This is a genomic window from Exiguobacterium sp. s6, assembly GCF_018618155.1.
In the GTDB taxonomy this organism is placed as follows: domain Bacteria; phylum Bacillota; class Bacilli; order Exiguobacteriales; family Exiguobacteriaceae; genus Exiguobacterium; species Exiguobacterium mexicanum_A.
Genome location: NZ_JACSLN010000003.1, coordinates 99,213 through 124,460, shown reverse-complemented (window position 1 = coordinate 124,460; position 25,248 = coordinate 99,213). Strand labels below are relative to the sequence as shown.

Here is a 25,248-nt window from a genome sequence, read left to right as displayed (position 1 = left end):
TCGCCGAGAGGCGACTCATTTTGTGTGCAAGGCTAACCGTTTCGTGATCGGTTGGATTGTGATGTTCGTGTCGACCATACGGTTATCCCGTTTCGGTTCGTCGGTTCGTTCGATTTGCCATGATGTGTCATGCAACTCTTTCAAGCCGAGTGCGATGTCATAGAGGGAATGGCTCGGGTTGCCGTTCAATTGATACAGTCCCGGCCCACGTTTCGTCAAAATCTCGAACAAGGCGTCCGCCGTATCTTCTAAAAACGAGCAGGACGGGTACCAGTGTGCGCTCGCGACGATTACACCGTTTCGCTTCATCTCGGTCTCGAAATAATCCATCATATTGTTCGAACCGGGACCGTCCCCGATTTGCCAACCGAGGCGGACGATTTGGGCACCGGGATTAGTCCTGGCGATGGTTTCTTCACACGCCCGTTTATAGGCACCATATTCATCTGTTGCATCGGGCGGTGTGTCCGGGGTGATTGGTCCCGTCACACTGTCGGAGAAGACGGAGACGGTGCTCGTGAAGAGGAAGGGGATTTTATATTCCCCGCATAGACGTGCGAGCGTATCGGCCCATTCGGCGGCACCCATGCCGATGTGAAGAAAATAAGTCGGGCGGACCGATTCGATAAAGGCTCGCATCTCAGCCTCGTCAGATGTGGACACTTTCGTGCGGTCCCACGCGACCGGCTCGATGCCGTGCAGCTTTAATGTACGGGCGACAACAGGGGCGACCGTCCCGTTCATGCCTGTCAAAATTGCTTTCATTACTTATTCCTCCCTTCTGTTTGTATCATCCCACACTTCACTGTCCGACAAACCCTTTGAAAGAAGCTTTGTGCTAGACTGATGGGTGGAGGCGATAAAGATGAATATTCGAAAAGCGACACCGGATGACAGCACGCAAATCGCACCGCTCGTTTACGCGGCGATTCACGAAATTGCGTATTCGTTGACCGGTACGTCAGACCAACAACAAGTACTCGAACGACTCTCGATGTGGATTGGTCAGCCCGGAAACCGCTTGAGCTACGAAAACGTTTGGGTGGCGGAAAACGAGACAGTGATGGCGGGCATTCTGATTGCCTACCACGGGGAACGGGCATCGCAGTTGGATGAACCGATCAAGACGTGGCTCCGGACCCAAGGGCAACCGGACACATTAGACGTCGAAACGTCAGGGGATGTGCTCTATATCGATTCGGTCGCTGTCGACTCGTCGTTCGGCGGCCGTGGGATTGGGACGAAACTGATTCAACAAGCGATTGACCATGCCCGTGAGACAGGCATCCCACAAGTCACGCTCAACGTTGACCAGACGAATCCGGCAGCCGGGCGGTTATATGAGCGGCTCGGTTTCAAAAAAGTGAAAGAAATCGATATCTCCGGAGGACGGTTTGATTATATGGCGCTCGCGCTTTGACTGAACCGTCAATCGGTCAATTATCAGTCTTAAAACCGATGCAAAATGATTGCGACTCGGCTATACTAAATGCTTGAAATGAATCAGTAGCGAAAAAGGAGATCATGTATGGAATGGAAAAATATCCTGCGCGGCATCGCGATGGGGACGAGTGACTTGATTCCCGGTGTCAGTGGTGGGACGATTGCAGTTATTTTAGGGATTTATGACCGGTTGATCGAAGCGATCAGTGGGATTTTCAGTCGACATTGGAAACAGCATATCTTGTTCTTGATTCCGCTCGGGATCGGGATGGCGGGTGCGATTTTAGGTCTTAGCCGCGTGATCGAATTTTTGCTGCTTGAATATTACGAGCCGACCCAGTTCTTTTTCATCGGGTTGATTCTCGGGATAATTCCGTTGCTCCTGTTTGAATTTCGATCGCGTGCGGTCATGCGTCCGGTACATATCGTCGCCATGGTGATCGGGGCCATTCTTGTGGCGAGCATGGCTATCATTAAACCGGCGGATACGGCCATCATTACAGAACTTTCCACAAGTACGGCGATCCTGTTGTTCTTCTCAGGATGGCTCGGTAGTATGGCCATGTTGTTGCCAGGGATTAGCGGCTCGTTCGTCTTGCTTCTCATCGGGGTCTATCCAACCGTCATCAGTGCGTTATCGAACTTGAATATTCTCATCATCGGTATCGTCGGTCTTGGGGTGGCGGTCGGTTTCATCGTCAGCAGTAAAGTGATCCGCTATTTGCTCGGCCATTTTCCAGGCATGACGTTTTCCGTCATTTTAGGCCTCGTCATCGGCTCGCTCGCGGTCGTATTCCCGGGTCTCCCGGACACGACGCTCATGTGGGTGCTCAGTATCCTCTCATTTGGGGCAGGCTTTATGATCGTCCGTCTGCTCGGACGCTTCTCTGTATAAAAAACATGCACGACCGTCATCGATTGACGGCGTGCATGTTTTTGGTTTATTCAGCGATTGTTGCTCAATAGATGAACGGGATCAATCGTTTACGCGATTTGGCCCACGTTCGATACGCGCTCCCGAAATGAGAGGTCAGCATCTTCTCTTCGATGTGAATTCGCCATAACAGCGCTAAACCAATCGAGAATGTGCCGAATAAGGCGATGCCCCAATGCGTGAAGTAAAGTGAAAACCCGAGTGTGATAAACAAGAGCCCTGTGTAGAGCGGGTGACGTAAATAGCGATACGGCCCCGAACTGACGAGTTCATCCTCGGGACGGACGACGACGTGACGGGTGAACTGATGGCGCAACTGCCCGATGCCCCAATAGCGGAGCGACACTCCGGCTACGTAGCAACCGAGTCCGAGCAGACGTTGGGGAAGCGGTTGACGTACATCTGTCCAGACGGATAATCCGATGGAAACCGCAAACACGATGACCATGATCAATGAAACGATGTAAAAACTGGCGTGCTCACTGGCGCCGTCGGTCGGCTCGGACCGATTTCGGTAACGCCAAATTTCATATAGCCAAGCGACTGAGATGAGAATGAAGAACCCGTCTAACCAATCCATAGCGTGCCTCCTTTCTCAGTATCTTCCACTCAATACCCGCGTCTTCCTCCCCAAAAACGCACGCTGAATGAAAAAACGTCTCGCAATGTGCGGGACGTCAAGTAGTGCTCAGCCGATTAATGCGCGTTGGCAAGCAGTGCTGCGGCGACCTGTTTGTCGTGTTTTACTTCGTTTGTCTCTTCTTTGATCAAGTGATACGTGAGACACATCGGCTTCTCGGTCCGTGGGTCGCGACCGATGATGGCATCGATGTGGAATACTTGTCTGAGGACGAGCGGACAGATGACTTCTTCGGCCGTTCCTGTCGCGAGTACTTCGCCGTCTTTCATCGCGACGATGTGATCGGCAAAGCGAGCGGCCTGATTCAAGTCGTGGAGGACCATGACGATGGTTCGTCCTTGGTCTCGATTGAGTGTCTCGAGCAGTTCGAGTACTTCGAGCTGATGGGCCAAGTCGAGATACGTCGTCGGTTCGTCCAAGAAAATCAAATCGGTCTCTTGGGCGAGCGCCATCGCAATCCATACACGCTGACGTTGTCCGCCTGAGAGGGCATCGACGCTGCGGTCTTTATAGGCGAGTGTCCCGGTCACGTCAAGCGCCCAATCAATCACTTCATGATCATGTTTCGAGAGGCGGCCAAATCCGGATTGATAAGGGAACCGGCCGTAGGAGACGAGTTCTCCAACCGTCAATCCGCCGGCACCTTCGGGCGTTTGCGGTAGGATCGCCATTTTTCGGGCGATCTCTTTCGTGTTACATTTGGCGATGTCGGCTCCGTCCAAATGGACTGAACCGTTAGACGGAGAAAGAATCCGGGTCATCGCCTTCAAGAGCGTCGATTTTCCACAGCCGTTCGGTCCGATGATCGTCGTGATTTTATGGTCGGGAATCGACAAGCTCAATTGTTTTACAATCGTCTTGTCGCCATATCCGACCTCGATATCTGTCGTATGTATCCGTGACATGATGGATTCCCCTTTCCGTAGATGACGCCCGTGATAATGATTCTCAATATCGAATCTACTATAGCAAGTGCCACACATCGTGTCAATGTTTGTTTGATGTCAAAATAGATTGTCGACAGGCGTGTTTCAAGGTATAGTGAATGAGAATGAGAATCAATGGCGCTGGAGTTTCAAGGAAGGGTGAGGGCGATGAGCGAACAAGATGTATATGATGTAACGATTATTGGGGGCGGACCAGCCGGACTATATGCGACGTTTTATAGTGGGCTTCGTGGGATGAAGACGAAATTGATTGAGTTTCAACCACATCTCGGCGGCAAAATCCATGTCTATCCAGAGAAGATGATTTGGGACGTCGGCGGGGTCACACCGACGACCGGTGCTCGCCTTATCGAACAATTGGTGGAACAAGGCTTGACGTTTGATCCGACCGTCGTGCTCGGAGAGAAAGTCGAATCGATGACGAAGGACAACCAAGGCCATTTCGTACTCGATACGACACATGGACAGCATGTTTCCAAGACGGTCATCGTCGCGACAGGAAGCGGCATCCTACAACCACAGAAAATCGATATCAGCGGGGCAGAGCGCTTCGAGGTCTCGAATTTACACTATACGGTCAAATCGCTCATAGCGTTCAAAGGAAAGACGGTATTGATCTCAGGGGGCGGCAACAGTGCCATCGACTGGGCCAATGAGCTCGAACCGATTGCTGAGCGCGTCATTTTAACGTACCGGAAAGAAGCGCTCAAGGGACATGAGTCACAAGTCGATAAGTTGCTTTGTGGCCGTGTCGACTGTCGGTTGCATACGCAAATCGAAGACCTCATCTCTCGGGATGGGACGACGATTCATGCGGTTTCGCTCGTCCATTGCGGGACGGGGGAACGTGATCTCGTAGAAGTCGACGAAGTCGTCATCAACCATGGGTACGAGCAGGATACGGCGCTGCTCGGTGATTGCGAGTTACAAGTCGAGATGGTGGATGGTTTTTACGTGAAAGGCAATGCGAGCAGCGAGTCGTCGGTGCCAGGTTTATATGCGGCTGGCGACATTTTGACGCATGAAGGGAAAGTCCACCTCATCGCGGGCGCTTTCCAAGATGCGGCCAATGCCGTCAACCGTGCAAAGACGTTCATCGATCCGGACGCCACGAAAGCGGCGATGGTGTCCTCGCACAACGATCGGTTGAAGACAAAAAACCGTGATATCATCGAGCAGGCATTACAAAAGCAGTGAGGGGCTCCCTCACTGCTTGCTTGTTGTCGGATAGTCGCACAGTTCGACGATGACGCCGCCCGAATGACGTGGGTCCATATAGATGAGACGTCGGCCTTTTGCCGTCGTCCGCAACGTGTCCTCTAAAAAGGAAATGCCGTCTCGTTTGAGCGACTCGATCGATTGAGTTAAGTCATCAACCTGGTAGGCGATATGGTGGACGCCTTTGCCTCGTGCTTTCATGAAGCGGGCGATTGGACTCGTTGGGCTCGTCGGCAACAACAGTTCAATCACATCGTCACCGACGTGGATGACGGCGATTTCCGTCTCGACGCCGACCGCTGTGTTTGTGTAGCGATCGACGAGCTTCCCTTGTAGGACGGTCGTGTAAAATGAAATCGCTTCGTCTAAATCACGGACAGCGATTCCGGTATGGTCAATGTGCATCTTGATCCCTCCTCACACTCTAGTTTGACGAAACTTGAACAAAATGTCACTTCACAACGTTTTGTCGGAATCCGATATACTGAAAGAGGGAGGGACGGCGAAATGAACGGAAAGATCACTCTTGGATTGATCAGCGCGTTCGCGCTGGTGTCATTTGTGTTTGGACTCTCACTTGCGACGTTTGTCGATTATCGGATCAATGAAGAACAAGTCGTCCTGGAACGATTGACGACACATAAAAAAATTGGTCCTGCTGAAATCTTGTCGACGGAAGTGGACTTTCATTTGAACGGTTCCAATTATGCCCTGCGTTTTACAGACGAGCCACATATCACCTATTGGTTCAGCGTGGCGGACCGCGAGATCCAATTCGATCGAATCGAATCGTTGGATCGGCGCGATACAGGACTTAGAACCGATCTTTTTGAACAGATGCCACCGCTCGCGATGGAATCGACAAACGCTGCCGAATGAAAACACGAAACGAACGAGTCCGATGAAGGACCCAGAACGTTTCGTGTTTTTTTACTGTTTACTGTACAGAAGGATAAGGGACCAATTCTTTTAAAAATGTATGAGTGCTAACAGATGTTTGGGTGGCTTTTTGTTTTAGTAGGGCGTCTCGCAAGCTTGGTTGGAGCGATGTCACGGTGACCTTGACGTCTTGAATCTTTTTCAACCTTATGAAAGATGATTGTTGGAGGAACGAAAGACCTTCTCGGGTCGTGAATGAGTCGCACGTCATGTGGAGCTCATGAATATGCAAGCGCGAGAACTCGATTCGGCTATACATTGTGCCCACGACAGCACCGTTCCGTCTCAATGAATGGAACGCACCTTGATTTCGATGACATTCGTCGATGGTTCTAGCCGAAACCGGTAAGGCGCCTGGCAAAAGACGGGCGTACTGATTGCGGGTCGATGACCATAACGCATACGTTTCCGGATGCTCAAGGCAGAGTTGCCATTGCGCGTATGTCTCTTTTTGGAACGGTAGTACAGGTAAATCATAAACGGTCGACTCAAGATGAGGTGTGAACCCGATGGCGGTGAACGAATCGAGTCGTTGAAGTGCCTTTGCGTTTTGGACATTTAAAGAGACCATCGTTTTTTGTCCGATATGCGGATGGAATTGATACAAGACGCGATCGATCAACCCACGCAATGCCGCGAAGTTTGTATAGGCTGCATCAGTCATGCGAATCTGTTGGGTGGTGGGGAGGTCACGATAATCCACGGTGATGGCGGCCATGAGCTCATTTCCTAGCCAACCGGTATACAACGAGCACTGTGGTGGAAAGCTGAACAGATTCGGGACGTGCTGAGGGTTATAAAGATTGTGGAGCAATGGTCGAAGATGGGGTGGAAGTTCACGACTTTCTTTGATGGTAAAGGTCTGCTTCATCCGAGCGGTCCTACTTTCTATATAAAATGAGATACCCTTAAATTGTAAGCGTTACCACATATAAATGCTCGTATTAAATTGATGAACATTTATTGGGAAATCAAGGGCGTATTTGTTTCAAAAAACACCCAAAAATCTTTCCGATTTGACGTGGAAATGGCTCAAGGACGAGACTCTATCTGGCTAAGACATACATAAAGAGGTTTGATGGCGGAGGATGAAACAGGGTGTGATATTTGTTAAAACGTAGAACAATCCAATTCATGTTAAATGAAAAAGACATGCTATACTGATGGGTAAGAAACGAGTCAAGGAGACGACTATGCGATACGTAATAAGTTTTTGGTTATTAGCAGTAGTGTTGATGGGTATACCGCATACGGCGCAGGCGGAAACGAATCCGATCGTTGTCCATGAGAACGTCATCGTTGACGAAGCGGTAGAACTATATGAAGGGTTTCGCTCCCCGAACGAGATGGTGTTCATTTTTGTATTGATTGTATTATTATCCGTGATTGGGCTAGGGATTATCAATGCGATTGAATAACGTGAAAACGTTCACAAAAATGCAATATCTGAATCGGAAGCGGTTTCAAATCTGATTTATACTAAACGTGTAGGAAGGAAGTTCTGCACCAACTTCCCCTCCTTTTCAGATGAACACCCCTCGTTCATATCATGTTTTGGAGTCAACCGACGCTGTCGATTGACTCCCTTTTTTGTATGATTAAAATTGGATTCGTTTTTCTTTGGCGAGTCGTCGCAATCGTTTCGTTTCATTCGCATGGCCACGACTTTCGAGCATATTCACATATACTTTGAACGGTTCTGAACGATGGGAGAAGAAAGGGATATATTCGGCGAACAACTTTTGTTCGGCTTCTGATAAATGGCCGCGCTCCACGAGTAATTCCAGCTCAAGCATCTTTAAGGCTTGATAATCGGCAAGGGCGTTCTCGTCTGTGTGGGCTTTGGCTAATGTGCGGTCGCATAACGTGGTCAAACGTTCACGGAGCAAATTCCATTCGGACGAGTTATAAGATTGATCGAGGAGTGTCGAGAGCAGGTCGACCCGAGTCGAGTCAACATCTTTTGGGACATGGAGTGCGGTGTATAAGGAACGATCGATCCAAACGGCGGTCGTGGGGGCATCAAGTTGATAATACTGAATCAGTTGGGATAACATCGTGGTTTGAGACAATTTTAACAACCGGAAAGGATCGCTCGTTGTGAAGAGCGGTTCTTCTCCCGCTGAAGACGACAGCAACAAAAACATTTCTTCGTACATCGTCCGGGCCTCGGGCTCGTCATCCGCGTAATAGGCTAAATCGCGAATGATTTTTTTCGCATGAATGTACCAATTTTTTTGGTCACGTTCACTCATCACTTGGTTCGGTACTACATATAAGTGATCATAAGCCAATTCGACAAAACGTTCAGCGAGGACGATGGTTTGTGAGAGCGAATGACGTTCGTCTGACGATTTTTGTTCTTTATATCGTGTGAACTGGCTGACCATAAAGTCGATGTCTTTCTCTTCAATCACGGTTTTAGGGATGTTTCGATACATCTCGACAATCACATCGCGAAGCGTGGCTTCGCCGTACTGTTCTAGCAACATCCGTAACTTCCCGATACGCATTAGCTCTCCCTCCTTTCAAGAGGACGTCGAACAAAGTAACTGTCCGCAGATGGGCAGACACCAATTATTATTCCTTTCCCGCTTTCGATTCAAAACAACCCTTCCGTCTCATGCTTGAGACGGATTTTTACGTTAACCGTTGTCAGAAAAACGTTTGTCGATGATAATGTAGAAAAATCTAACCATAATTGAGGTATTGCATATGAATGACGATCAACACTTATCACGTGTCGAACGCAGAAAGCGTGAGCTCGAACGGGAACGGTTGAGTGAAGAGGCTCAGCTAAACGAACAAGCTCGACACGAAACGATAGATCATCAAACAAACGAAGAGAACCCGGAAAGATGGGAGACGGGCCGGCAAGCAGAGACGACACAAGGCGAGCATCCGTTTCTAAACCGAGCGCATGAACAGTCGTCTGAACCGAAAAAGAAAGCGCGCGACGTCCGGAAACCGAAAGCGAAGTTAACTTTTCCGTTCGGCACGAAACGTAAATCAAAGCCACGTCGAGAAGAACGACGGGAACCGAGACGCCAAACACGTGAACCGGAACGAACTCACGTCAAACATGAGGCGACCGCACCGAAAGACAAACCGCGCCGCCGGAAGTGGAAAGGGAAGCTATTGCTTGTCATGTTGCTCCTCCTCATCGCAGTCGGCTATATGGCAACGCGTCCTGTCACGTTTTTAGTGATGGGAAGTGACGCCCGCGTCGGAGAATCATTATCTGGATCACGGACAGACTCGTTACAGTTGATGGAATTTGTACCACGTTCACGCACTGTTCAAAACGTCTCGATTCCGCGGGACACGTATACAGCGATTCCTTGCGAACCAGAACGAGAAGGCGATAAGATCACCCATGCGTTTGCCTATGGCGGTGCGGATTGTACGGTCGGGGCGGTAGAGGGACTGACGGAAACCTCAGTTGACGGTCAAGTCGTGATCACGTTTGAAACGTTTATGGAATTGATTGACATCGTCGGCGGCGTCAACGTCACAGCGACCCACTCGTTCAGCGAGAAAGGCTTCAATCAAACGTATGAGTACACTGAAGGAGTGTCTTACGCCATGGACGGGGACATGGCGCTCGCCTACGCCCGTCACCGGAAGACAGACACGGACGGTGCCCGCTCGAACCGTCAAACCGAAGTCATGTCGGCCGTCGCCGATAAATTGGCCAGTCCGACGGGGTGGACGAAAATCCCGGCGACGTATCGTTTCATGAAAGACGAAATGGGACTCGAAATGAATCCGTTGCAGATGGCATCGATCGGAATGACGATGGTATTACAGCCGCAGGTGGATAAACTTCAAATTGAAGGAGAAGACGCCTACATCGATAACGTCTATTACTATCAACCGACCGAAGCGAGTGTTCAAGCCATTCGTGACGCCCTCGACTTGACGATGTGGGGAACGGTGAGATAATTTCGCGAAAAGGGTTTGATTCCGTTCCGAAAGAGGAAATTTAATCAAATGAACTACTCTTTTGAGGAGGGAAATTTGAATGAAAGTTTTAGTCATTGGAGCAACAGGAAAGATCGGTAGACGTGTATTGAAAAGTTTAGCGAAATCGCATCAAGTGACCGCTTTAATTCGTTATCCTGAACTACAGGCAGAGTATGAAAAGATGGGTGCGCGCGTGCTCACCGTCGACGTCGAGAAAGAATTGGATAAAGGGATTCACGAGGCGACCTCGGGACAAGATGCCGTCATCATCGCGGCAACGGCAGGGGCAGATGGGTCAAGCAAGGAAATCGAACTGCTGGACCGCAACGTCGCGATGAAAGCGATTGACGCTGCTAAAAAAGAACGTGTCCGTCACGTCGTCTTGCTCAGTGCATACGGCGCGGATCAACCGGACGCGGCACCGAAAGAACATTTCAACTTCTTGTCTGCCAATAACGCGGCCGATGAGTATATCGAACATAGCGGTTTAAACTACACGATCATTTGCCCAGTGACAATTGTAGATGGGCCAGGGAAAGGCTCGATTGAGGCATCGGAAGACTTGAGTGATGCGAATGGTGCGACGATTTCTGAAACGGACGTCGCGACGATCATCACCGCTTCGCTCGATAATCGTGGATTGTATGGCCGTCGGATCGAAGTGAAATCCGGCAGTACCCCAATCAATGAAGCACTCGATTTTGACAGTCGTGGGGAAGTGGCGACTGGAGGCAGAACAACGCTTCGTCGACCACAACGCTAACGAAAATCTGGAGGAGAAGGTGTCCTGATGGAACGAAAATTGTATAAAGATCCGTCTGATCAAATGATTGCCGGTGTCTGTTCGGGACTAGGGAAATACCTCGGGGTCGATGTCACGTTAATGCGCATCATCTTCGTCGTCCTCGCTTTGTTCGGGGGTCCTGGTCTATTGATTTATATCGTTCTGGCCATCGTCATGAAAAAACCGCCGTCAGAGTATGAGGCAGAGCAAGAAAATCGCTTTTAACAAAACGAGCTGACCGCATCGGTCAGCTCGTTTTTTATTCGGTATAGAGCGTGTAAGTCGCCTCGAACGACTCACCAGGGTCGAGCAATTGCATATCTTCTTTATGGAGGATGTCCTTCCGATGGCCTTTGTAGTCAGCGTGTCCGAACCAAGGTTCGAGACAGGCGAACGGGGCGTCGGAGTGTGGAGGCGACCAGATGCCGAAATGGGTGAAGTGAGGGGATTCCATGACGATGGCCCGACCGCTCGGTTGATGTCGAAGCGCTGCGTACTCGATTTGTTCAAAGATGAGGGCATCTTGGTCGAACAAGTGATGCGTCAGCGGGATGTAACGGCGTTCCCCGAGAGGTTGATAGGCACCCGTCAAGTAAGGTCCTTCGAGCAATAGACGGTCGAGTGTTCGCGTCTCCCCAAAGTCAATCGTATAGTCTTCAAACGTCCCCCCGGCAAATGGGATATTAAAGGCCGGGTGTCCGCCGATGCTGAACGGGAGGACGGCATCATCTCGGTTGACGACGCGATACGTCACGCTCAACTCTTCGCCGATGAGACGATAGATGACATTTAGTTCGAATGAAAACGGATAGTGTTTACGCGTCTCGACAGAATCGTGCAGGACAAAGCGGACGTGTGTGTCTGTTGCCTCGGCGACCTCGAACAGTTCGTCGCGCGCAAATCCGTGTTGGCTCATCGTGTACGTCATTCCGTCATATAAGTAACGGTCGTCGAGCAGGCGTCCGACGAATGGAAAAAGGATCGGGGCTTGCCGGCCCCAATACGTTGGGTCACCTTGCCAGAGGAGCTCCGTCCCGTCGACGTTCCAACTGGTCATTTCGGCACCGTGTGCTTTTAGTGTGACGCTAACTTTCTCGTTGTAAAGTTGCAAGATAGTTACTCTCCTTTGAATGATATGATAAGTTAAGTTTAGGAGTGAACAGTACACAGGACAAGGGGTAAATCATGCGATTTCATAAACTAGCGATTGGATTGATCATGGCTGGCCTCGTGGCCGGTTTAGGCTATAAAGGATATGACGAGTTTAATAGTCAGGCGAAGGAACCGGCGGTCAGCATCGCCACGGACGATAGCGTACTTGGCGGTCTCGAGGTCGGTCAACGCGCGCCGGCCCTTGAACTGGAGACGGTCGAAGGGGAACGCCTATCGCTCGCCGATTACAAAGGACAGCCGGTTGTAGTGAACTTCTGGGCGACGTGGTGTCCTCCGTGCCGTGAAGAACTACCTGAACTGATTAAATTTAGCGATGAGACGGGCGTCCCTGTGCTAGGCGTGAACATCACGAATAACGAACGTCGCGGCCGACGAGATGTCGATGCATTTTTAGAAGAAGTGCCGCTCAGTTTCCCGGTCCTGTTAGACGAAGACGGCGAGGCTGTAAAAACGTATCGCATTGTGGCCATGCCGACGACCTATGTCATCGGATCAGACGGTGTGATCACCGCCAAACAAGTCGGACCGGTCGATTTCGATTGGTTGCGAGACAAAACAAAGTAAATGAACGGACAAAGACAGACTGGGAGTGAACCGGTCTGTCTTTGTCTACTTTTTATAATGTTGTTTGATGAGCGCATCAAAATTCGGTGTCATGTCTTCCTCGAGATAATAGTGATGATTATCTCGAATGATTGTATCGCCAACACGTGCTTCTGATGGCAAGAATCGTCTTGGGATGAAACTCGAGCCGTTGTTCCAACGTAACACGGCATACTTCCCTTCGACCCGCACCAATGTGCCGTACTTAATCATGCCTCTTCCTCCTCAACGAACAGCTTTCTGTCTCTTTATTCTTATAGAGTGTATTCCCACATTCCACAAAAGCTACACATATTTGCGCAAGGCTGGACAAGCAAATGGGAACTCAAAGAGGTGACAAAATTGTGAAGAAAGTTAGAAGAAAACGCTTTCTTTTTTGTTTGTTTTCTTCTATAATGAAGGCACGGGGTGATTTTGACGAATTTGTGAACAATGGGGGTATGGTCAATGTTTTCATCAGCTATGATTGGATTGCTCGCCTTAACCGGCGTGACCATTTATGGGATTGACCGTATGTTCACGGTCCGTTCAGAGCGCATCACAAAGAAATAGGTCTACATAATAGGGGGGATCGCAACGTCTTGGGGAGACGTTGCGATTTTTTTGTGTCAATAATCTTGCTGCCGTGACTCGCGATCTTTCGCTTTTTGTTCGACGTGCTTACGGTTCCGTTCATGGACGCGTTGGAAAAAGGCGTGCTCGGGCCAATGGGGAGACCAAACCCGTTCCTCGGGCAGAGCGAGGATATACTCTTCGGCCGCGCTCAGCCGCTCCATCATCTTGCTGCGATCGTCGCATAAATCGCCGTGGCCCGGGACGAGCCAACGAATCTCATACTCATAAATGGCGGCTTGGAGTTTTTGCAAGGAATTCAAATACGCCTCGGCATCATGCTCGATGAACGGAGGCTCGATATTGGACCCATAGTCGCCACAAATCAGGAGTCGCAGCGGTTCGACGATTAAAGACATATGAGTCGACTCGTGTCCGGGTGTCAATAAAAATGTGATGGGGGTAGAGCCGAGTGCGAGCGTCCCGTCCTCGGAGATCATGATGTCGACGGCCGGTTTGACGATGGGGCGATCGATATAATACTGCTCATAAAACGACTGGATCTCGTCTAACTGCGAGCGCGCATCCGTCTCGACGAACGCCTGAGATGCGATGACGGTCGCATCGGGAAACGCATAGGCACCGATAATATGGTCGTAATGCTGGTGCGTATAGATGACATACAGCTTTTTGCCTTGTCGACGCAGTTCGACGTCTCGGCGGATGGTAGCAATCTCTTCAGGCAGCCAGTTCGGATCGATGACGATTAAGCTCTCATTCGTCTCAATCAACGTCGAAGTCGTTCGCATGAGTGCACTTTCGTAAACAGTGAACGGTTGAAGACGTACTTGAATCACGGGAATCCCTCCTTCTTGTCTTCCATCCTTTTCCCGAATCGTCATCATTTAAGCGTCGCCGGTATGACTGCTATTATCGTGAAAAACAAAAAAGCAGAACGTCAAATGACGTCCTGCTTCATGCACGGTACACCGTGCGGTTATGTGTGCGAGCAAATTCTCGCGTATATGTCGGTAATTGGAGCGGGTGAAGAGAATCGAACTCTCGTCATCAGCTTGGAAGGCTGAGGTTTTACCATTAAACTACACCCGCATATGAAATTTTAAAATGGAGCGGGTGAAGAGAATCGAACTCTCGTCATCAGCTTGGAAGGCTGAGGTTTTACCATTAAACTACACCCGCGAAACGCTTAACGTTACGGTAATATAATAGCACAGGATTTTAGCTTTGCAAACCCTTTTTTGAAAAAACATTGGTTGTTGCGGCTAGGTCGTCTTGCTAAGATAATAGGAGAGAGGAGTGGATGGGGCATGAGTGAGCGTAAATCCTATTTACAGATGATGAGCGAGGGCTTTCGGATGATGAAAGAAGGCAAACAAATTAATCATGAGACTAAGCTGCGCCAATGGACATTCTCAATCAGCCGTGAGGCGAATTGGCATGTGATTCTCCGGACAGAGCGCTTGAAATGGGTCAGTCCGGCGACCGATCAGTTCATCATTGAACCGTTATTCGTCCAAATCGGGACGTTACAGCTCACGCGTCATCTCGAAACGAACGAAGTACGTTTGACTATCGATGAAGAATGGGGAATTGAAAGTAAGGTCGTCTGTGACGACCAGGAGTGGGAACGATTCGTCGCGTCGCTCAAACAATTGAAGGGGGAGTAGTCGTGAGTCGAGAAAGGCTATATCGGATTGAAGCGGAAGCTCGTGGGAGTGCCTGGCGGGCCCGTGTATTGACCGGCATCCAACGATTCCGCTTTTTTAAAGGGGAATTGCTCGCACCGACTGAACGCCCTTACGTCGTCTTGAGTATCTCTCAAGACATGCAGGCACTTCCCGATTTGATTGAGACGGATATGGGCGTCCTGCTCATCCATGAACGAATCGGCCCGATTTTTATGAATTTATGCCCATATGATATTCAACTCGTTCGAGTCGAGTTGCACACGAGCACCGGAAAGACGGATCAATACTGCGCATTCAACGTGCTACGCCGTTTCGAGATTGAACATCTTGAAGATTCGGGCGAATATCGACCGTTAGATCCGGACCGGCTCTATTTTTTGTCACGGCAAACCGTGAGACTAAATTTATTCGGGCATATGATTGCCCAAGATCGAAACAGCCAACGCCTTTACGTAACGGAACGTCTCAAATATGCGCTTCAAGCGAAAATGGTGACCGGGCTGGCATTCAAGAAAACGAAGGAGCAAACAGCATGAAGGAATACGAAATTGACGGTTGGATCCGTCTAGACTACCCAGAACACTTTGAATACAATGAAGAAGAAGACCATGTCAGCTTTTATTCGGTAGAAGCCGACGCCCAAGGGACGCTTCAAATGTCCATCTATGAAGCCGAGGAAGCGCAAGCGCCGAGCGACGCGGCTCTCCAAGAGTTGAACACATTTTTAGGCGAGTTCCCGATTGACGTCAAAGTCGCCCCGAGCGTCACGACGGAGGCAGGCGGTATGACGACGGCCTATGCGAGCGGAATCGAGGACGGGATGCATCTCGACGTCTGGTCACTCACAGACGGAAAACGACTCTTGTTTTTGACGTACGTCGCCGATGAAGTGACGAATGAAAAAGTAGAGATTGAATCGATTATCGACTCCATTGAATGGACATAACAAGAGACACGCGCCAACGTCGGCTGCGTGTCTCTTTGTGTCTTACTTGAATTTTGGAACGTCGAAGTAAAGCGTGTAGGATTCGAGTTGTTGATACATGTTGTAAATGTTGGTGGTCTGTTTCGTCGCCCAGGCGATATCCGTGGCGTATTGGTTTACGCCGGGTTTAATCGGATTGAATCGCATCTTATAGAGTGTGTTCTGCATCCGCTCCGGATTGTTGATATATTTTTCCCCGATGAACTTGGCACCGCCGATAATGGCGGCTTCCGGTGTGAACCACCCTTCCTTATAAGCGCGCTCAGCACCTTTGACATGGGCGTTCCCGTCAATCGCACCGATGCCATACATGTTGTAGACGGTTTTCGGTGTGACGGCCTTGCCGTCGACGCTTGAGACGAGTGTCCCAGTCGCGAGGGCGGACGTCCCATGACCGGTTTCAAGCAATGCATGCGACAACAGGTAAATTTCATTGACATTGTGCGTACGTGACGCATCGATGAACGCTTGACCGCGGCCGGCTAAAATCCCTTTGCCGACGAGCGATTTGTTCAAGACAGGCGCTGTCAAATCGGCTCCCTTCGACAAGTCGAGGAACTGGAAATATTCCCGTGACGTCGTGGCGAATGAAGACGGTGACACGTGACGTGTGATTTCCTCATCCGTCGCAAGACGCCAATTCCGGTCATAGACACGAACGTTGTAGCCGCTCGGACGATAGTAGCTGATTGTGTAATATTGGCCGAGTTCACCGGTAATGGTTACCGTCTCACCTGGGTTGAGCACCCCGAACGAGTGCGATGTCATGGAAGCGTCTTTCAATACGTTAACGTTTCCTGCGACAAATGCTGCAGTGACGTAACCTGTGAACAATCCAGATTTCACTTTAAACCACGTTGTTGAGCCGACTTTTTGGGTGCCGAGGTACTCAAGTTTCGTATTTGTCGATAACCCGACTAAACTGGCTGAGACAGATGACGCGGTCGCCTTTAAATATTGGAACTGGGTTGTGAACAGTTCCGTCGAGTTAATCGTACCGGTCGTAGCAGTCGGTGTCATCCGCGTAACAAACGTTTTCGGCACATAGGCGCTCGCGGCCCGAAAGGCATCCGACTGGGCGAACACGTTGCGTTGCGTCGTGATCATCGATGCGAGTGTATACGGGTAAGATGTCTCCGTAATGACCATTTCTTTACTTCCGGCCACAGGTGGCGTGTACGGTTTTGTGTAGGTAAGAGAGATGTATCCTTTCACGAGCGAGCCGTTGACGAGATATGAGATGACACCCCAGTCGCTACCGACGATTGGCTTCACTTTGACGACCGTCCCGTTCGCGAGCGTACCGATAACGTTCCCGTCTACCGGTTTCGTCCGGACGTTCAACGTGCCATTGTTGGCGACGACGACCTCGACTTCCCGTTCAGCTTCTAACTGTTCTTCTGGAGCCGGTGGTTTGTCGGCGAAATAGGCGGCGGTCGCATAGCCCGTGAGCGAGCCGTACTTGATTTTGTACATCGAACTCGTCAAGCCAGCCTCAGAAATTTGCTGAACTTTCGTTCCCGTCGGAATGACGGCGATTTTTGTTTTCGGTGAAACAGACCGGTCATAGAGGACGACTCGTTGCGTCGTATAATAATCGGTCACGACGATCACCTCCGGTTTGTCGACTGAGAAATGGCGTGAAGCTGCATAGCCCGTTTTCCCGTCGTAACGTACTTTAAACCATGAGCTCGACAATCCACTCTGCGAAATCTGCTCGATTTTCGCGCCGAATGGAATCGTGTCAATTTTCGTCGCACCCGAAGCCGATGAATTATACATCGCCACGTTGCGAATCGCGTAATAAGGCTTGATCACAATCACTTCTGGCGGAGTCGTCGAGAAGTTTCGAGCCGCGGCATAGCCGGTCACGCCATCATATTCAATCTTGAACCACGAACTTGCGAGTCCGGCCTCTGACACTTGTGTCACTTTGCTACCGGCTCGGATTGTCCGTAGACGTTCCGCCCCTGAAGCTGATGATTTATACAAGACGAGGTCACGAGCGGCATAGTAAGGCGTCCGCACGACGGTTTCTGGTTTTGTCTTTGAGAAATTACGTGCTGCCGCATAGCCGGTCACGCCATTGTAGCGGATTTTGAACCAAGATGAGCTCAGCCCTGGCATCGCGAGTTGTTCGACTTGGGCACCGAGTGGGATCGTCGCGATTTTCGTCGCGCCCGAGGCGGAACTGTTATAGAGAGCGACGTTCTTGACCGCGAAGTAAGGGGTCGTCGCTTCCGGCGTCAAGAGCGAAGTCGAGAAGTTCCGGGCCGGGGCGTATCCGACGGTCGAGCCGTACTCGATTTTAAACCACGAACCGGTCGCGCCGAGTGAGGCGAGGTGCGTCACTTTGGCACCTGCCGGAATCGTTCCAATTTTCGTCGCCCCTGAACCTGTCGAGTCATACAGCACGGCTGTCTTGACCGCATAGTAAGGCGTTTCGACAGGCGTCGTCGGTGTGAAGTAGCGGGCTGCAACGTAACCTGTATATTTCCCGTAAGTCACTTTCATCCACGAGCCGGTCGCGCCGTGCGAAGAGATATAGGTCACGGTCGCGTCTTTCGGGATCGTCGTGAGGATGACGGCAGAAGTCGACGTCGACGAACGCAAGTTGACGTTCGCGTCCGCTGTGTAGGCCGAGGCCGTTGTCGTCGCTGTCTTTTCAACGGTTGATTTCAATGTCAAATACGTCGCCGACACGTAGCGTTTTTCGCCCTCGAATTCGATTTGGGCCCAGTTATCGTTCGTTGTGTACACTTGAACGGTCTCGCCTTGCGTCAATTTCCCGACAATGTCCGAAGTGGTCGAAGTGGCGGAACGTACGTTTAAAATAGATGTATTCACGGTTCCTTCGTATGTTGCTGCATATGAATGAGCGGGAACAAGCGTACTCAACATTGTGCTAGAGATGAGGACGGCCGTGCTCAATCGTGTGATTGTTGGCTTCAATGTGTTACCCCTTTCGGTGAATACAGATCAACATGTATGTATTCATGTAGTGTGCGGTCTAAGTATAGCGTACTTAAAAATTGGAAAGAAGAATGTAAATTACAAAAAAGGTAAATGAATTAGAAAAGTGATGTATTATTATGGAAAGAAAAAAGAACCTCCTAGGAAATGGAGGTTCTTTTTTCGATTTGTACGGTTTGATGCATCCAATCGCCGATATCGGTCCACACGTCTTGTCGTTGTCGTTCACGCAAAATCTCATGTCTGGCATTGTCATAGGTGAGAACGGTCAACTCGATATCGGCAACTTGGTGTTTACGAACGATTCCCGTGAGTCCTTCACCGTCATGGACGACCGGATCGTCAGCCCCGACAACGAACAAGATGGGTAACGTTTTCGGATGCTCGTGAATCCGGGCAGTGGACGTCACATCGAGTGAGGCGCGGGCGACCTCATGCAAGTAGCCGAGCGTCGGAATCCCGCCGCAATCCGGGTCGTTTACATAGGCGGATACTTCTTCTGGAACGCTTGAAATCCAATCGCTCTCGGTCGTGGCGGGTAAGAACTTTAAGTTGTATCGTCCGAACAGCAAGCGTTCGAAAAAGCGAGATTCATATTGGCTCCCTTTGAACCGGATGGCCAAATCGATTGCATACAGTCCGATCCGCCCGATCCATCCCGAATGTGGAGGCGGAGACACGGCGATGACGCCAGCCAGGCGATGACCTAACCGTTGCCCGAGGCGACGGGCGAGCAGTGAGCCGAAACTATGGCCGAGGACGACAGTCGGCAACTCGTCTTGATAGTGATCGAGGAGTGAGATAGCGTCATCAACCATTTGATCAAATCCTTCATGTGGAGACAAGTGGGCGTAAGTGGACTGATCCCGTGCCAAAGAACCGGCACCGCGGAGATCGCATAGGAATACGTTAAAACCAATTTCTGACAAAAAATCAGCGAATTCGACATATCGTCGGTGATGCTCGAGCATACCGTGAAAGATGAAGCAATTTCCAATTGATTGTGAGGTGGGAATGTGTAGCACATGCGTCCGATACCCGTCCGCATACGTATGTTCCGTGACGTCCATCTGTATCCCTCCGTGTCGTTTAAAATAATCCGATCGCTTTACCGGTCTCGTCGATTCCCATATTCAAGGCGGCCGGTTGCTTCGGCAGACCTGGCATCGTCAAGACGTTTCCGGTCAAGGCGACGAGGAAGCCAGCGCCGACCGACGGTTTCAACTCTCTTACGGTCACAGTGAACCCGTGCTGGTAGCCGAGTTTCGTCGGGTCGTCTGACAGCGAGAACGGTGTCTTCGCCATACAAATCGGTAAGTGTTGCCAGCCGTTCGCTTCGATTTGAGCCATTTGTTTTTTTGCGGTCACGGTGAAGGTGACGTCGGCCGCCCCATACACTTCACGGGCAATCGTCAAGATTTTTTGTTCGATCGAATCGGTCAACGCATAGAGCGGGGTGAACGCACTCTCATTCGACTCAATCGTCTCGATGACGGCCTCGGCGAGCGCACGTCCGCCTTGGCCTCCGTTTGACCACACTTCACTGAGCGCCACTCGAATGTGGTTCGCTTCACACCAGTCGAGGACGGCCGCCAACTCTTCGGTCGTGTCTGAATTGAATCGGTTGAGGGCGACGACGGTCGGCAAGCCAAGTTTCCCCATCGTCTCGACATGTTTGGCAAGAAGTTTTAATCCGTTCCCGACGGCCCCGACGTTCTCGACGTGGAGTTGGTCTTTGGCGACGCCACCATGCATTTTCAAGGCACGGACTGTCGCCACGAGGACGACGGCGTCCGGATTTAATTTACCGATGCGTGACTTGATGTGACAGAACTTCTCGGCACCGAGGTCGGCTCCGAATCCGGCTTCGGTGACGACGTATTCACCGAGCTTGAGCGCAGTTTTTGTCGCAATCAACGAGTTGCAGCCGTGAGCGATGTTGGCGAACGGACCACCATGAACAAGCGCGGGCGTCTGTTCGAGTGTTTGCACCAAGTTCGGCTTGAATGCTTCTTTCAACAACAGGGTCGCGGCACCAGCCGCCCCGATTTGTTCGGCCGTGATCGGTTCGTTGTCTTGATCGTAGGCGACGACGATGCGCTTGATGCGCGTCTCAAGGTCGGTCAACGAATCGGCGAGGCAGAGGATGGCCATGATTTCGGACGCCACGGTGATGTCAAATCCGTCTTCACGTGGTACCCCGTGGGCACTGCCGCCGAGTCCGATCGTCACGTGACGAAGTGCACGGTCATTCAAGTCGAGGACACGTTTCCAGACGATTTTACGGACGTCGATCCCGAGGTCGTTCCCTTGATGAAGATGATTATCGAGCATGGCACTGATCGTGTTATGAGCTGCGGTGATCGCATGCATGTCACCTGTGAAGTGAAGGTTGATGTCTTCCATCGGCAACACTTGGCTGAAACCGCCGCCGGCCGCACCGCCTTTTAAGCCCATCGTCGGACCGAGTGATGGTTCACGTAGACAAACGATTGCTTGTTTATCGAGTTGATTCAACGCCTGTCCAAGTCCGACGGTCACGGTCGACTTTCCTTCACCGGCTGGAGTCGGATTAATCGCCGTGACGAGGATGAGTTTCCCGTCTTCTCGAGTCGCCATCCGATCGATGACATCGAATGATAACTTGGCTTTATATTTCCCGTATAGATCGAGGTCATCTTCTTGTAAACCGAGTTTTTCCGCAATCTCTTTGACAGGTAGCATCTCGGCTTGTTGGGCAATTGTTAGGTCGGATAACGGTTTAATCGTCGTCATGTATAAAATCCCTCCACTTTCGAACATTGTAATCTATTTAGTCCATTTCATTCGTGAATCGACCCGGAATCAAGGTTTAATCTTTCGTTGGGGAAGACTCGTTCGTGTTGTCATTGAGTTTATCATAACCCATCGCTTCGTAGAATTCACCCATTGAGTGCAATATATTCCACCCTTTCCGTCAAATGTATCCGTTTTCATTTTTGGTCCAGGAAGGTAAGTTGATAGTGGAGGCGATGAACATGACAGAAACACCGAAACGAATCAAACGGAGACGAAATTGGAAGAAGCCGGCGAGTTTTATCGCATTCGTTGGTCCGGCCTTTTTGGCATTTGTGGCAATCGTGCTTATTCCATTTTTCAACGGGATTTATTACAGTTTCACAGATTGGAACGGTGTGACGGGGCAATTGAATATGGTCGGACTGGACAACTACCATCGGATTTTATTTGAAGATGAACAGTTCCGCGCTTCGTTCTGGATTACAACGAAATATACGCTCGTGGCCGTGGTGCTGACGAATATCGTCGGCTTCCTATTGGCTTTACTATTGACGATGAACATTAAGACGCGCAATATCCTGCGCACCGTCTTTTTCATGCCAAACTTGATTGGCGGGCTCATTCTCGGGTTCATTTGGCAGTTTATCTATGTGAAGGGCTTTGAATCAATCGGGGCACTGACCGGGTGGAGTCTGTTCGAGCTGCCATGGCTAGGTGACGCTCAGACGGCGTTCTGGGGCATCGTCATCGTCGCCATTTGGCAAGGTGGGGGCTATGTCATGGTCATCTACATCGCGGCGCTCCAAAATGTGCCGACAGATTTACTCGAAGCGGCTAAAATCGACGGGGCAAACCGGTTGAAGATGCTTCGTCATATCACCCTCCCCATGATCATGCCGTCGATCACGATTTGTCTGTTCTTGACGATCTCATGGTCGTTCAAAGTATTCGATACGAACTTGTCACTGACGAACGGCGGGCCGTTCAAATCGACGGAGATGCTCGCTTTGAACATCTATACCGAATCGTTTGTGAATAACAACTACGGACTCGGCTCGGCGAAAGCAGTCATCTTCTTCCTCGTCGTCGCGGCGATTACCGTCACGCAAGTATACTTGACGAAAAAGCGGGAGGTGGAGGCATGACGACGGAAAAAATTGAACGCATCGAAGCGAATATCGATCAGGCACCACGACAATTGTTGCCGCAAAAGCCGTTGCGGACGGGCGGATATACGGCGGGGCTCGGTCTCGTCGAGTTGGTGGCGATCTTACTCGGGCTCTTGTACCTCGTCCCGTTCTATTACGTCATCGTCAACTCGTTCAAATCGATCGCCGAGATTTACACGAATACGTCTGCCTTGCCGAATGTTTGGCTCGCCTCGAACTATTCAGAGGCATGGGAGGCGATGAACTACGGACGCGTCTTCTTGAACTCACTCCTCATCACGGCCGGCGCGAACCTACTGATCGTGTTGTTCACATCGATGGCGGCTTGGAAGCTCGTCCGGACGAAACATTGGATTTCGACGGTCATCTTCTTCTTGTTCGTCGCGGCGATGGTCATCCCGTTCCAGTCAATCATGATTCCGCTCGTGAAAGTATCGAGCGTACTCGGGCTGTTAAATAGCCATTGGGGACTGATGGTCATGTATCTCGGGTTTGGGTCAGGCATCTCCGTGTTCTTATATCACGGGTTTATGAAGTCGATTCCGGAAGAAATCGAAGAAGCAGCCATCATTGACGGTTGCTCGACGTGGGGCGTCTTTTGGCGCATCGTGTTCCCGCTTTTAAAACCAATCACGGTGACGATTGTCATCTTGAACAGCCTTTGGATTTGGAACGACTTTCTGTTACCTTCACTTGTCCTCCGAGACATCGAACTGCGGACGATTCCGCTCGCGACGTTCTATTTCTTCGGACAATATACAAAACAATGGGATTTGGCACTCGCTGGTTTAGTCCTTGGGATCGTTCCGCTCCTCGTCTTTTTCTTCGGTATGCAAAAGCATATTATCAAAGGGATCACGAGCGGCTCGATCAAATAACCCTTCCCAAGGGATCTCCCCCGTCCGCTACACGGGGGAGAATTTTTTTGAAAAAAGCTGTTGACATTCGTCGGAATATTTATAATAATTGGGTCAATTCAATTGTGAACGACATTGAAAGGACGAGTACACAGAAGACGTAAGCAAAGCGAGCCGGGGAAGGTGAGAGCCCGGACTGAAATCTCTGTCGAAGAACCTCCTGGAGTCGCTACCCGAACGCTTTGCAAGTAGACGTAGCCGGAATGTTCCCCGTTATCGGAACTACGAGATGTTCGTCTCGAAAAAGTGAGTAGATTCGTCTACTAATTTGGGTGGCACCGCGGAGCTTGAAGCCTTCCGTCCCATAGTCCATGGGATTGGAGGGCTTTTTTCTATTGCTCCGTCCCAAAATCCCACAATTGGAGGAAGAAAACATGACAACGACAGCAATGAGCAAGATGAAGGAAAAACAACAGGCGATTACAGTAGTGAAGGCGACATTCGAAGACAAATTCAGCACGGCGCTCGGATTGACACAAGTTCAAGCACCACTGTTCGTCACATCGGCGAGCGGGGTCAACGACCACTTGAACGGCGTCGAACGCATCATTCAGTTCGACACGCAGTATCCGGGACACGAACTTGAAATCGTTCAGTCGCTCGCGAAATGGAAACGAGAAGCGCTCGGCCGTTACGGATTCGAGGTCGGGGAAGGCTTGTACACCCAAATGCGCGCCATCCGTCGTGATGAAGAGCTCGACGCGACGCACTCGCTTCACGTCGACCAATGGGATTGGGAACGCGTCATCGCCCGGGAACACCGGACGACGGAGTACTTGAAGGCGACGGTCGAATCGATTTACGCGGCACTCCGCGAGACGGAGCAGACGGTCGAATCGATGTACGGGATTGAGGCGATTTTGCCAGAGTCGATTCATTTCTTGACGAGCCAAGAGCTCGAAGACCTTTACCCGACGCTCACGCCAAAAGAACGTGAGCACGCGATTTGTAAAGCGTACGGTGCGGTCTTCCTCTCGCAAATCGGTGGTGCACTCGCCTCAGGCGATAAGCATGACGGTCGTGCGGCCGACTACGATGACTGGTCACTCAACGGCGACATCCTCGTCTGGCACCCGGAACTCGAATCGGCGTTCGAATTGTCGTCGATGGGGATCCGTGTCGACGAGACGGTACTCGCTGAGCAGTTGGTGACAGCCGGTGCCGAAGAGAAACGGAAGTACCCGTTCCACCAAGCCGTCCTCGAAGGACGCCTCCCGCTTACCATCGGAGGGGGCATCGGGCAATCCCGTGTCGCCATGTACTTGCTTCGTGCCCGCCATATCGGCGAAGTCCAATCTTCGGTTTGGCCGAGTGAGATGATCACCGCGTGTGAAGAAGCCGGAATCAGCCTGTTGTAATTATATAGAAGAAACTAAAACCAGGACTTTCTTTTTCAATAAGAAAGTCCTGGTTTTCTGTGCAACATTTTCCACCCTACACGTCAATTTTGACACCTACATAATGGAAGCGTTTTCATCTAAAGTTAGGGTGTACCGATTGGAATCATGATTGTCGACT

27 protein-coding genes, 2 tRNA genes and 1 other annotated feature are annotated in these 25,248 nt (G+C 50.6%); of the genes, 15 read left to right on the top strand and 14 right to left on the bottom strand.

Translation table 11 applies throughout. The annotated features are described in order from the left end of the window. Positions 1-15 precede the first annotated feature (15 nt). A complete protein-coding gene (locus KNP75_RS13375; protein WP_215190623.1) occupies positions 16-765 on the bottom strand; it encodes a sugar nucleotide-binding protein in 750 nt (249 codons plus the stop codon). A 100-nt stretch (positions 766-865) separates the two neighbouring features. Here KNP75_RS13375 and KNP75_RS13370 point away from each other — a divergent pair, with 100 nt between their 5' ends. Continuing rightward, on the top strand, positions 866-1,420 hold the full coding sequence (locus tag KNP75_RS13370) for a GNAT family N-acetyltransferase (protein ID WP_215190622.1): 555 nt from the start codon (positions 866-868) through the stop codon (positions 1,418-1,420). Positions 1,421-1,528: 108 nt separating this feature from the next. Then, complete coding sequence (locus KNP75_RS13365; protein ID WP_214712213.1) at positions 1,529-2,338, top strand: DUF368 domain-containing protein; 810 nt, start codon at positions 1,529-1,531, stop codon at positions 2,336-2,338. 64 nt (positions 2,339-2,402) lie between these two features. On the opposite strand, the gene KNP75_RS13360 is transcribed toward KNP75_RS13365, so the two are convergent. Both KNP75_RS13360 and KNP75_RS13355 read right to left on the bottom strand, forming a co-directional pair. Continuing rightward, the gene (locus KNP75_RS13360) at positions 2,403-2,957 is read right to left on the bottom strand and encodes a methyltransferase family protein (RefSeq protein WP_034781189.1); all 555 of its coding nucleotides are present in this window, start codon (positions 2,955-2,957) and stop codon (positions 2,403-2,405) included. Between the two features lie 116 nt (positions 2,958-3,073). Further along, positions 3,074-3,922 (bottom strand): ABC transporter ATP-binding protein, encoded by an 849-nt coding sequence (locus KNP75_RS13355; RefSeq protein ID WP_034781188.1) that lies wholly within the window; start codon positions 3,920-3,922, stop codon positions 3,074-3,076. Positions 3,923-4,111: 189 nt separating this feature from the next. Between KNP75_RS13355 and KNP75_RS13350 the strand changes: the two genes are divergently transcribed. Continuing rightward, entirely contained in the window at positions 4,112-5,161 is a 1,050-nt protein-coding gene (locus tag KNP75_RS13350) for an NAD(P)/FAD-dependent oxidoreductase (protein WP_215190621.1), read from the top strand. A 9-nt stretch (positions 5,162-5,170) separates the two neighbouring features. Here the strand turns inward: KNP75_RS13350 and KNP75_RS13345 are convergent, their stop codons facing one another. Further along, positions 5,171-5,587: a VOC family protein gene (locus KNP75_RS13345; RefSeq protein WP_214754276.1), complete on the bottom strand. Its 417-nt coding sequence runs from the start codon at positions 5,585-5,587 to the stop codon at positions 5,171-5,173. Positions 5,588-5,689: 102 nt separating this feature from the next. Between KNP75_RS13345 and KNP75_RS13340 the strand changes: the two genes are divergently transcribed. After that, the gene (locus KNP75_RS13340; RefSeq protein ID WP_034781184.1) at positions 5,690-6,061 is read left to right on the top strand and encodes a hypothetical protein; all 372 of its coding nucleotides are present in this window, start codon (positions 5,690-5,692) and stop codon (positions 6,059-6,061) included. Between the two features lie 58 nt (positions 6,062-6,119). Here KNP75_RS13340 and KNP75_RS13335 read toward each other — a convergent pair whose 3' ends face one another. Then, on the bottom strand, positions 6,120-6,992 hold the full coding sequence (locus KNP75_RS13335) for a hypothetical protein (RefSeq protein WP_215190620.1): 873 nt from the start codon (positions 6,990-6,992) through the stop codon (positions 6,120-6,122). A 322-nt stretch (positions 6,993-7,314) separates the two neighbouring features. Between KNP75_RS13335 and KNP75_RS13330 the strand changes: the two genes are divergently transcribed. After that, complete coding sequence (locus tag KNP75_RS13330; protein WP_034781182.1) at positions 7,315-7,539, top strand: hypothetical protein; 225 nt, start codon at positions 7,315-7,317, stop codon at positions 7,537-7,539. 180 nt (positions 7,540-7,719) lie between these two features. On the opposite strand, the gene KNP75_RS13325 is transcribed toward KNP75_RS13330, so the two are convergent. Next, complete coding sequence (locus tag KNP75_RS13325) at positions 7,720-8,634, bottom strand: hypothetical protein (protein ID WP_034781180.1); 915 nt, start codon at positions 8,632-8,634, stop codon at positions 7,720-7,722. A 202-nt stretch (positions 8,635-8,836) separates the two neighbouring features. On the opposite strand from KNP75_RS13325, the gene KNP75_RS13320 reads away from it, so the two are divergent. The 3 genes from KNP75_RS13320 (at position 8,837) to KNP75_RS13310 (ending at position 11,096) form a co-directional block, all read left to right on the top strand. Continuing rightward, entirely contained in the window at positions 8,837-10,066 is a 1,230-nt protein-coding gene (locus tag KNP75_RS13320) for an LCP family protein (protein ID WP_215190619.1), read from the top strand. Positions 10,067-10,145: 79 nt separating this feature from the next. After that, positions 10,146-10,850 (top strand): SDR family oxidoreductase, encoded by a 705-nt coding sequence (locus KNP75_RS13315; protein WP_034781176.1) that lies wholly within the window; start codon positions 10,146-10,148, stop codon positions 10,848-10,850. A 27-nt stretch (positions 10,851-10,877) separates the two neighbouring features. Beyond that, on the top strand, positions 10,878-11,096 hold the full coding sequence (locus tag KNP75_RS13310; protein WP_034781174.1) for a PspC domain-containing protein: 219 nt from the start codon (positions 10,878-10,880) through the stop codon (positions 11,094-11,096). Positions 11,097-11,130: 34 nt separating this feature from the next. On the opposite strand, the gene KNP75_RS13305 is transcribed toward KNP75_RS13310, so the two are convergent. After that, positions 11,131-11,982, bottom strand: coding sequence for an aldose 1-epimerase family protein (locus KNP75_RS13305; protein WP_251128359.1), 852 nt, complete (start codon positions 11,980-11,982; stop codon positions 11,131-11,133). A gap of 74 nt (positions 11,983-12,056) precedes the next feature. Between KNP75_RS13305 and KNP75_RS13300 the strand changes: the two genes are divergently transcribed. After that, on the top strand, positions 12,057-12,608 hold the full coding sequence (locus KNP75_RS13300; protein ID WP_034781171.1) for a TlpA family protein disulfide reductase: 552 nt from the start codon (positions 12,057-12,059) through the stop codon (positions 12,606-12,608). A 45-nt stretch (positions 12,609-12,653) separates the two neighbouring features. Here the strand turns inward: KNP75_RS13300 and KNP75_RS13295 are convergent, their stop codons facing one another. The 4 genes from KNP75_RS13295 to KNP75_RS13280 form a co-directional block, all read right to left on the bottom strand. Beyond that, positions 12,654-12,860 carry a DUF3006 domain-containing protein gene (locus KNP75_RS13295; protein ID WP_016508383.1) on the bottom strand — a complete coding sequence of 69 codons (207 nt, stop codon included), beginning with the start codon at positions 12,858-12,860 and terminating at the stop codon, positions 12,654-12,656. A 395-nt stretch (positions 12,861-13,255) separates the two neighbouring features. Further along, complete coding sequence (locus KNP75_RS13290; RefSeq protein WP_034781170.1) at positions 13,256-14,056, bottom strand: MBL fold metallo-hydrolase; 801 nt, start codon at positions 14,054-14,056, stop codon at positions 13,256-13,258. Between the two features lie 179 nt (positions 14,057-14,235). Continuing rightward, a tRNA-Gly gene (locus KNP75_RS13285) sits at positions 14,236-14,309 on the bottom strand. Between the two features lie 16 nt (positions 14,310-14,325). Then, positions 14,326-14,399: transfer RNA gene (locus KNP75_RS13280), tRNA-Gly, on the bottom strand. Positions 14,400-14,527: 128 nt separating this feature from the next. Between KNP75_RS13280 and KNP75_RS13275 the strand changes: the two genes are divergently transcribed. Genes KNP75_RS13275 through KNP75_RS13265 form a run of 3 tightly spaced genes read left to right on the top strand, consistent with a single transcriptional unit; the run spans position 14,528 to position 15,854 of the window. After that, on the top strand, positions 14,528-14,887 hold the full coding sequence (locus KNP75_RS13275) for a hypothetical protein (protein ID WP_034781168.1): 360 nt from the start codon (positions 14,528-14,530) through the stop codon (positions 14,885-14,887). 2 nt (positions 14,888-14,889) lie between these two features. Next, the gene (locus KNP75_RS13270) at positions 14,890-15,444 is read left to right on the top strand and encodes a hypothetical protein (RefSeq protein ID WP_215190618.1); all 555 of its coding nucleotides are present in this window, start codon (positions 14,890-14,892) and stop codon (positions 15,442-15,444) included. Beyond that, a complete protein-coding gene (locus KNP75_RS13265) occupies positions 15,441-15,854 on the top strand; it encodes a hypothetical protein (protein WP_215190617.1) in 414 nt (137 codons plus the stop codon). The genes KNP75_RS13270 and KNP75_RS13265 overlap by 4 nt, the downstream gene beginning before the upstream one ends. Before the next feature lie 42 nt (positions 15,855-15,896). Here the strand turns inward: KNP75_RS13265 and KNP75_RS13260 are convergent, their stop codons facing one another. The 3 genes from KNP75_RS13260 to KNP75_RS13250 form a co-directional block, all read right to left on the bottom strand. Then, positions 15,897-18,740: an SH3 domain-containing protein gene (locus KNP75_RS13260; protein WP_215190616.1), complete on the bottom strand. Its 2,844-nt coding sequence runs from the start codon at positions 18,738-18,740 to the stop codon at positions 15,897-15,899. 266 nt (positions 18,741-19,006) lie between these two features. Continuing rightward, positions 19,007-19,936, bottom strand: a complete 930-nt coding sequence (locus tag KNP75_RS13255; RefSeq protein WP_215190615.1) for an alpha/beta fold hydrolase — start codon at positions 19,934-19,936, stop codon at positions 19,007-19,009. 19 nt (positions 19,937-19,955) lie between these two features. After that, on the bottom strand, positions 19,956-21,641 hold the full coding sequence (locus tag KNP75_RS13250; protein ID WP_034781158.1) for a formate--tetrahydrofolate ligase: 1,686 nt from the start codon (positions 21,639-21,641) through the stop codon (positions 19,956-19,958). A 242-nt stretch (positions 21,642-21,883) separates the two neighbouring features. Between KNP75_RS13250 and KNP75_RS13245 the strand changes: the two genes are divergently transcribed. The 3 genes from KNP75_RS13245 to asnA all read left to right on the top strand — a co-directional run bounded on the left by KNP75_RS13245 (position 21,884) and on the right by asnA (position 25,088). After that, positions 21,884-22,789, top strand: a complete 906-nt coding sequence (locus KNP75_RS13245) for a carbohydrate ABC transporter permease (RefSeq protein ID WP_034781156.1) — start codon at positions 21,884-21,886, stop codon at positions 22,787-22,789. Continuing rightward, positions 22,786-23,691: a carbohydrate ABC transporter permease gene (locus KNP75_RS13240; protein ID WP_084592978.1), complete on the top strand. Its 906-nt coding sequence runs from the start codon at positions 22,786-22,788 to the stop codon at positions 23,689-23,691. Before KNP75_RS13245 ends, KNP75_RS13240 begins: the two co-directional genes overlap by 4 nt. Positions 23,692-23,796: 105 nt before the next feature. Continuing rightward, positions 23,797-24,038: a binding site (T-box leader), on the top strand. Between the two features lie 66 nt (positions 24,039-24,104). Continuing rightward, on the top strand, positions 24,105-25,088 hold the full coding sequence (asnA, locus tag KNP75_RS13235) for an aspartate--ammonia ligase (protein ID WP_215190614.1): 984 nt from the start codon (positions 24,105-24,107) through the stop codon (positions 25,086-25,088). Positions 25,089-25,248: the final 160 nt, after the last annotated feature.

Bases quoted from the DNA above. Each gene is read 5' to 3' on its own strand.
- KNP75_RS13315 (WP_034781176.1), top strand. From the start codon at position 10,146: ATGAAAGTTTTAGTCATTGGAGCAACAGGAAAGATCGGTAGACGTGTA.
- KNP75_RS13350 (WP_215190621.1), top strand. From the start codon at position 4,112: ATGAGCGAACAAGATGTATATGATGTAACGATTATTGGGGGCGGACCA.
- KNP75_RS13335 (WP_215190620.1), bottom strand. From the start codon at position 6,992: ATGAAGCAGACCTTTACCATCAAAGAAAGTCGTGAACTTCCACCCCAT.
- KNP75_RS13275 (WP_034781168.1), top strand. From the start codon at position 14,528: ATGAGTGAGCGTAAATCCTATTTACAGATGATGAGCGAGGGCTTTCGG.
- KNP75_RS13300 (WP_034781171.1), top strand. From the start codon at position 12,057: ATGCGATTTCATAAACTAGCGATTGGATTGATCATGGCTGGCCTCGTG.
- KNP75_RS13295 (WP_016508383.1), bottom strand. From the start codon at position 12,860: ATGATTAAGTACGGCACATTGGTGCGGGTCGAAGGGAAGTATGCCGTG.
- KNP75_RS13250 (WP_034781158.1), bottom strand. From the start codon at position 21,641: ATGACGACGATTAAACCGTTATCCGACCTAACAATTGCCCAACAAGCC.
- KNP75_RS13310 (WP_034781174.1), top strand. From the start codon at position 10,878: ATGGAACGAAAATTGTATAAAGATCCGTCTGATCAAATGATTGCCGGT.
- KNP75_RS13265 (WP_215190617.1), top strand. From the start codon at position 15,441: ATGAAGGAATACGAAATTGACGGTTGGATCCGTCTAGACTACCCAGAA.
- KNP75_RS13360 (WP_034781189.1), bottom strand. From the start codon at position 2,957: ATGGATTGGTTAGACGGGTTCTTCATTCTCATCTCAGTCGCTTGGCTA.
- KNP75_RS13345 (WP_214754276.1), bottom strand. From the start codon at position 5,587: ATGCACATTGACCATACCGGAATCGCTGTCCGTGATTTAGACGAAGCG.
- KNP75_RS13340 (WP_034781184.1), top strand. From the start codon at position 5,690: ATGAACGGAAAGATCACTCTTGGATTGATCAGCGCGTTCGCGCTGGTG.
- KNP75_RS13365 (WP_214712213.1), top strand. From the start codon at position 1,529: ATGGAATGGAAAAATATCCTGCGCGGCATCGCGATGGGGACGAGTGAC.
- KNP75_RS13330 (WP_034781182.1), top strand. From the start codon at position 7,315: ATGCGATACGTAATAAGTTTTTGGTTATTAGCAGTAGTGTTGATGGGT.
- KNP75_RS13375 (WP_215190623.1), bottom strand. From the start codon at position 765: ATGAAAGCAATTTTGACAGGCATGAACGGGACGGTCGCCCCTGTTGTC.
- asnA (WP_215190614.1), top strand. From the start codon at position 24,105: ATGACAACGACAGCAATGAGCAAGATGAAGGAAAAACAACAGGCGATT.
- KNP75_RS13240 (WP_084592978.1), top strand. From the start codon at position 22,786: ATGACGACGGAAAAAATTGAACGCATCGAAGCGAATATCGATCAGGCA.
- KNP75_RS13370 (WP_215190622.1), top strand. From the start codon at position 866: ATGAATATTCGAAAAGCGACACCGGATGACAGCACGCAAATCGCACCG.
- KNP75_RS13320 (WP_215190619.1), top strand. From the start codon at position 8,837: ATGAATGACGATCAACACTTATCACGTGTCGAACGCAGAAAGCGTGAG.
- KNP75_RS13355 (WP_034781188.1), bottom strand. From the start codon at position 3,922: ATGTCACGGATACATACGACAGATATCGAGGTCGGATATGGCGACAAG.
- KNP75_RS13245 (WP_034781156.1), top strand. From the start codon at position 21,884: ATGACAGAAACACCGAAACGAATCAAACGGAGACGAAATTGGAAGAAG.
- KNP75_RS13325 (WP_034781180.1), bottom strand. From the start codon at position 8,634: ATGCGTATCGGGAAGTTACGGATGTTGCTAGAACAGTACGGCGAAGCC.
- KNP75_RS13255 (WP_215190615.1), bottom strand. From the start codon at position 19,936: ATGGACGTCACGGAACATACGTATGCGGACGGGTATCGGACGCATGTG.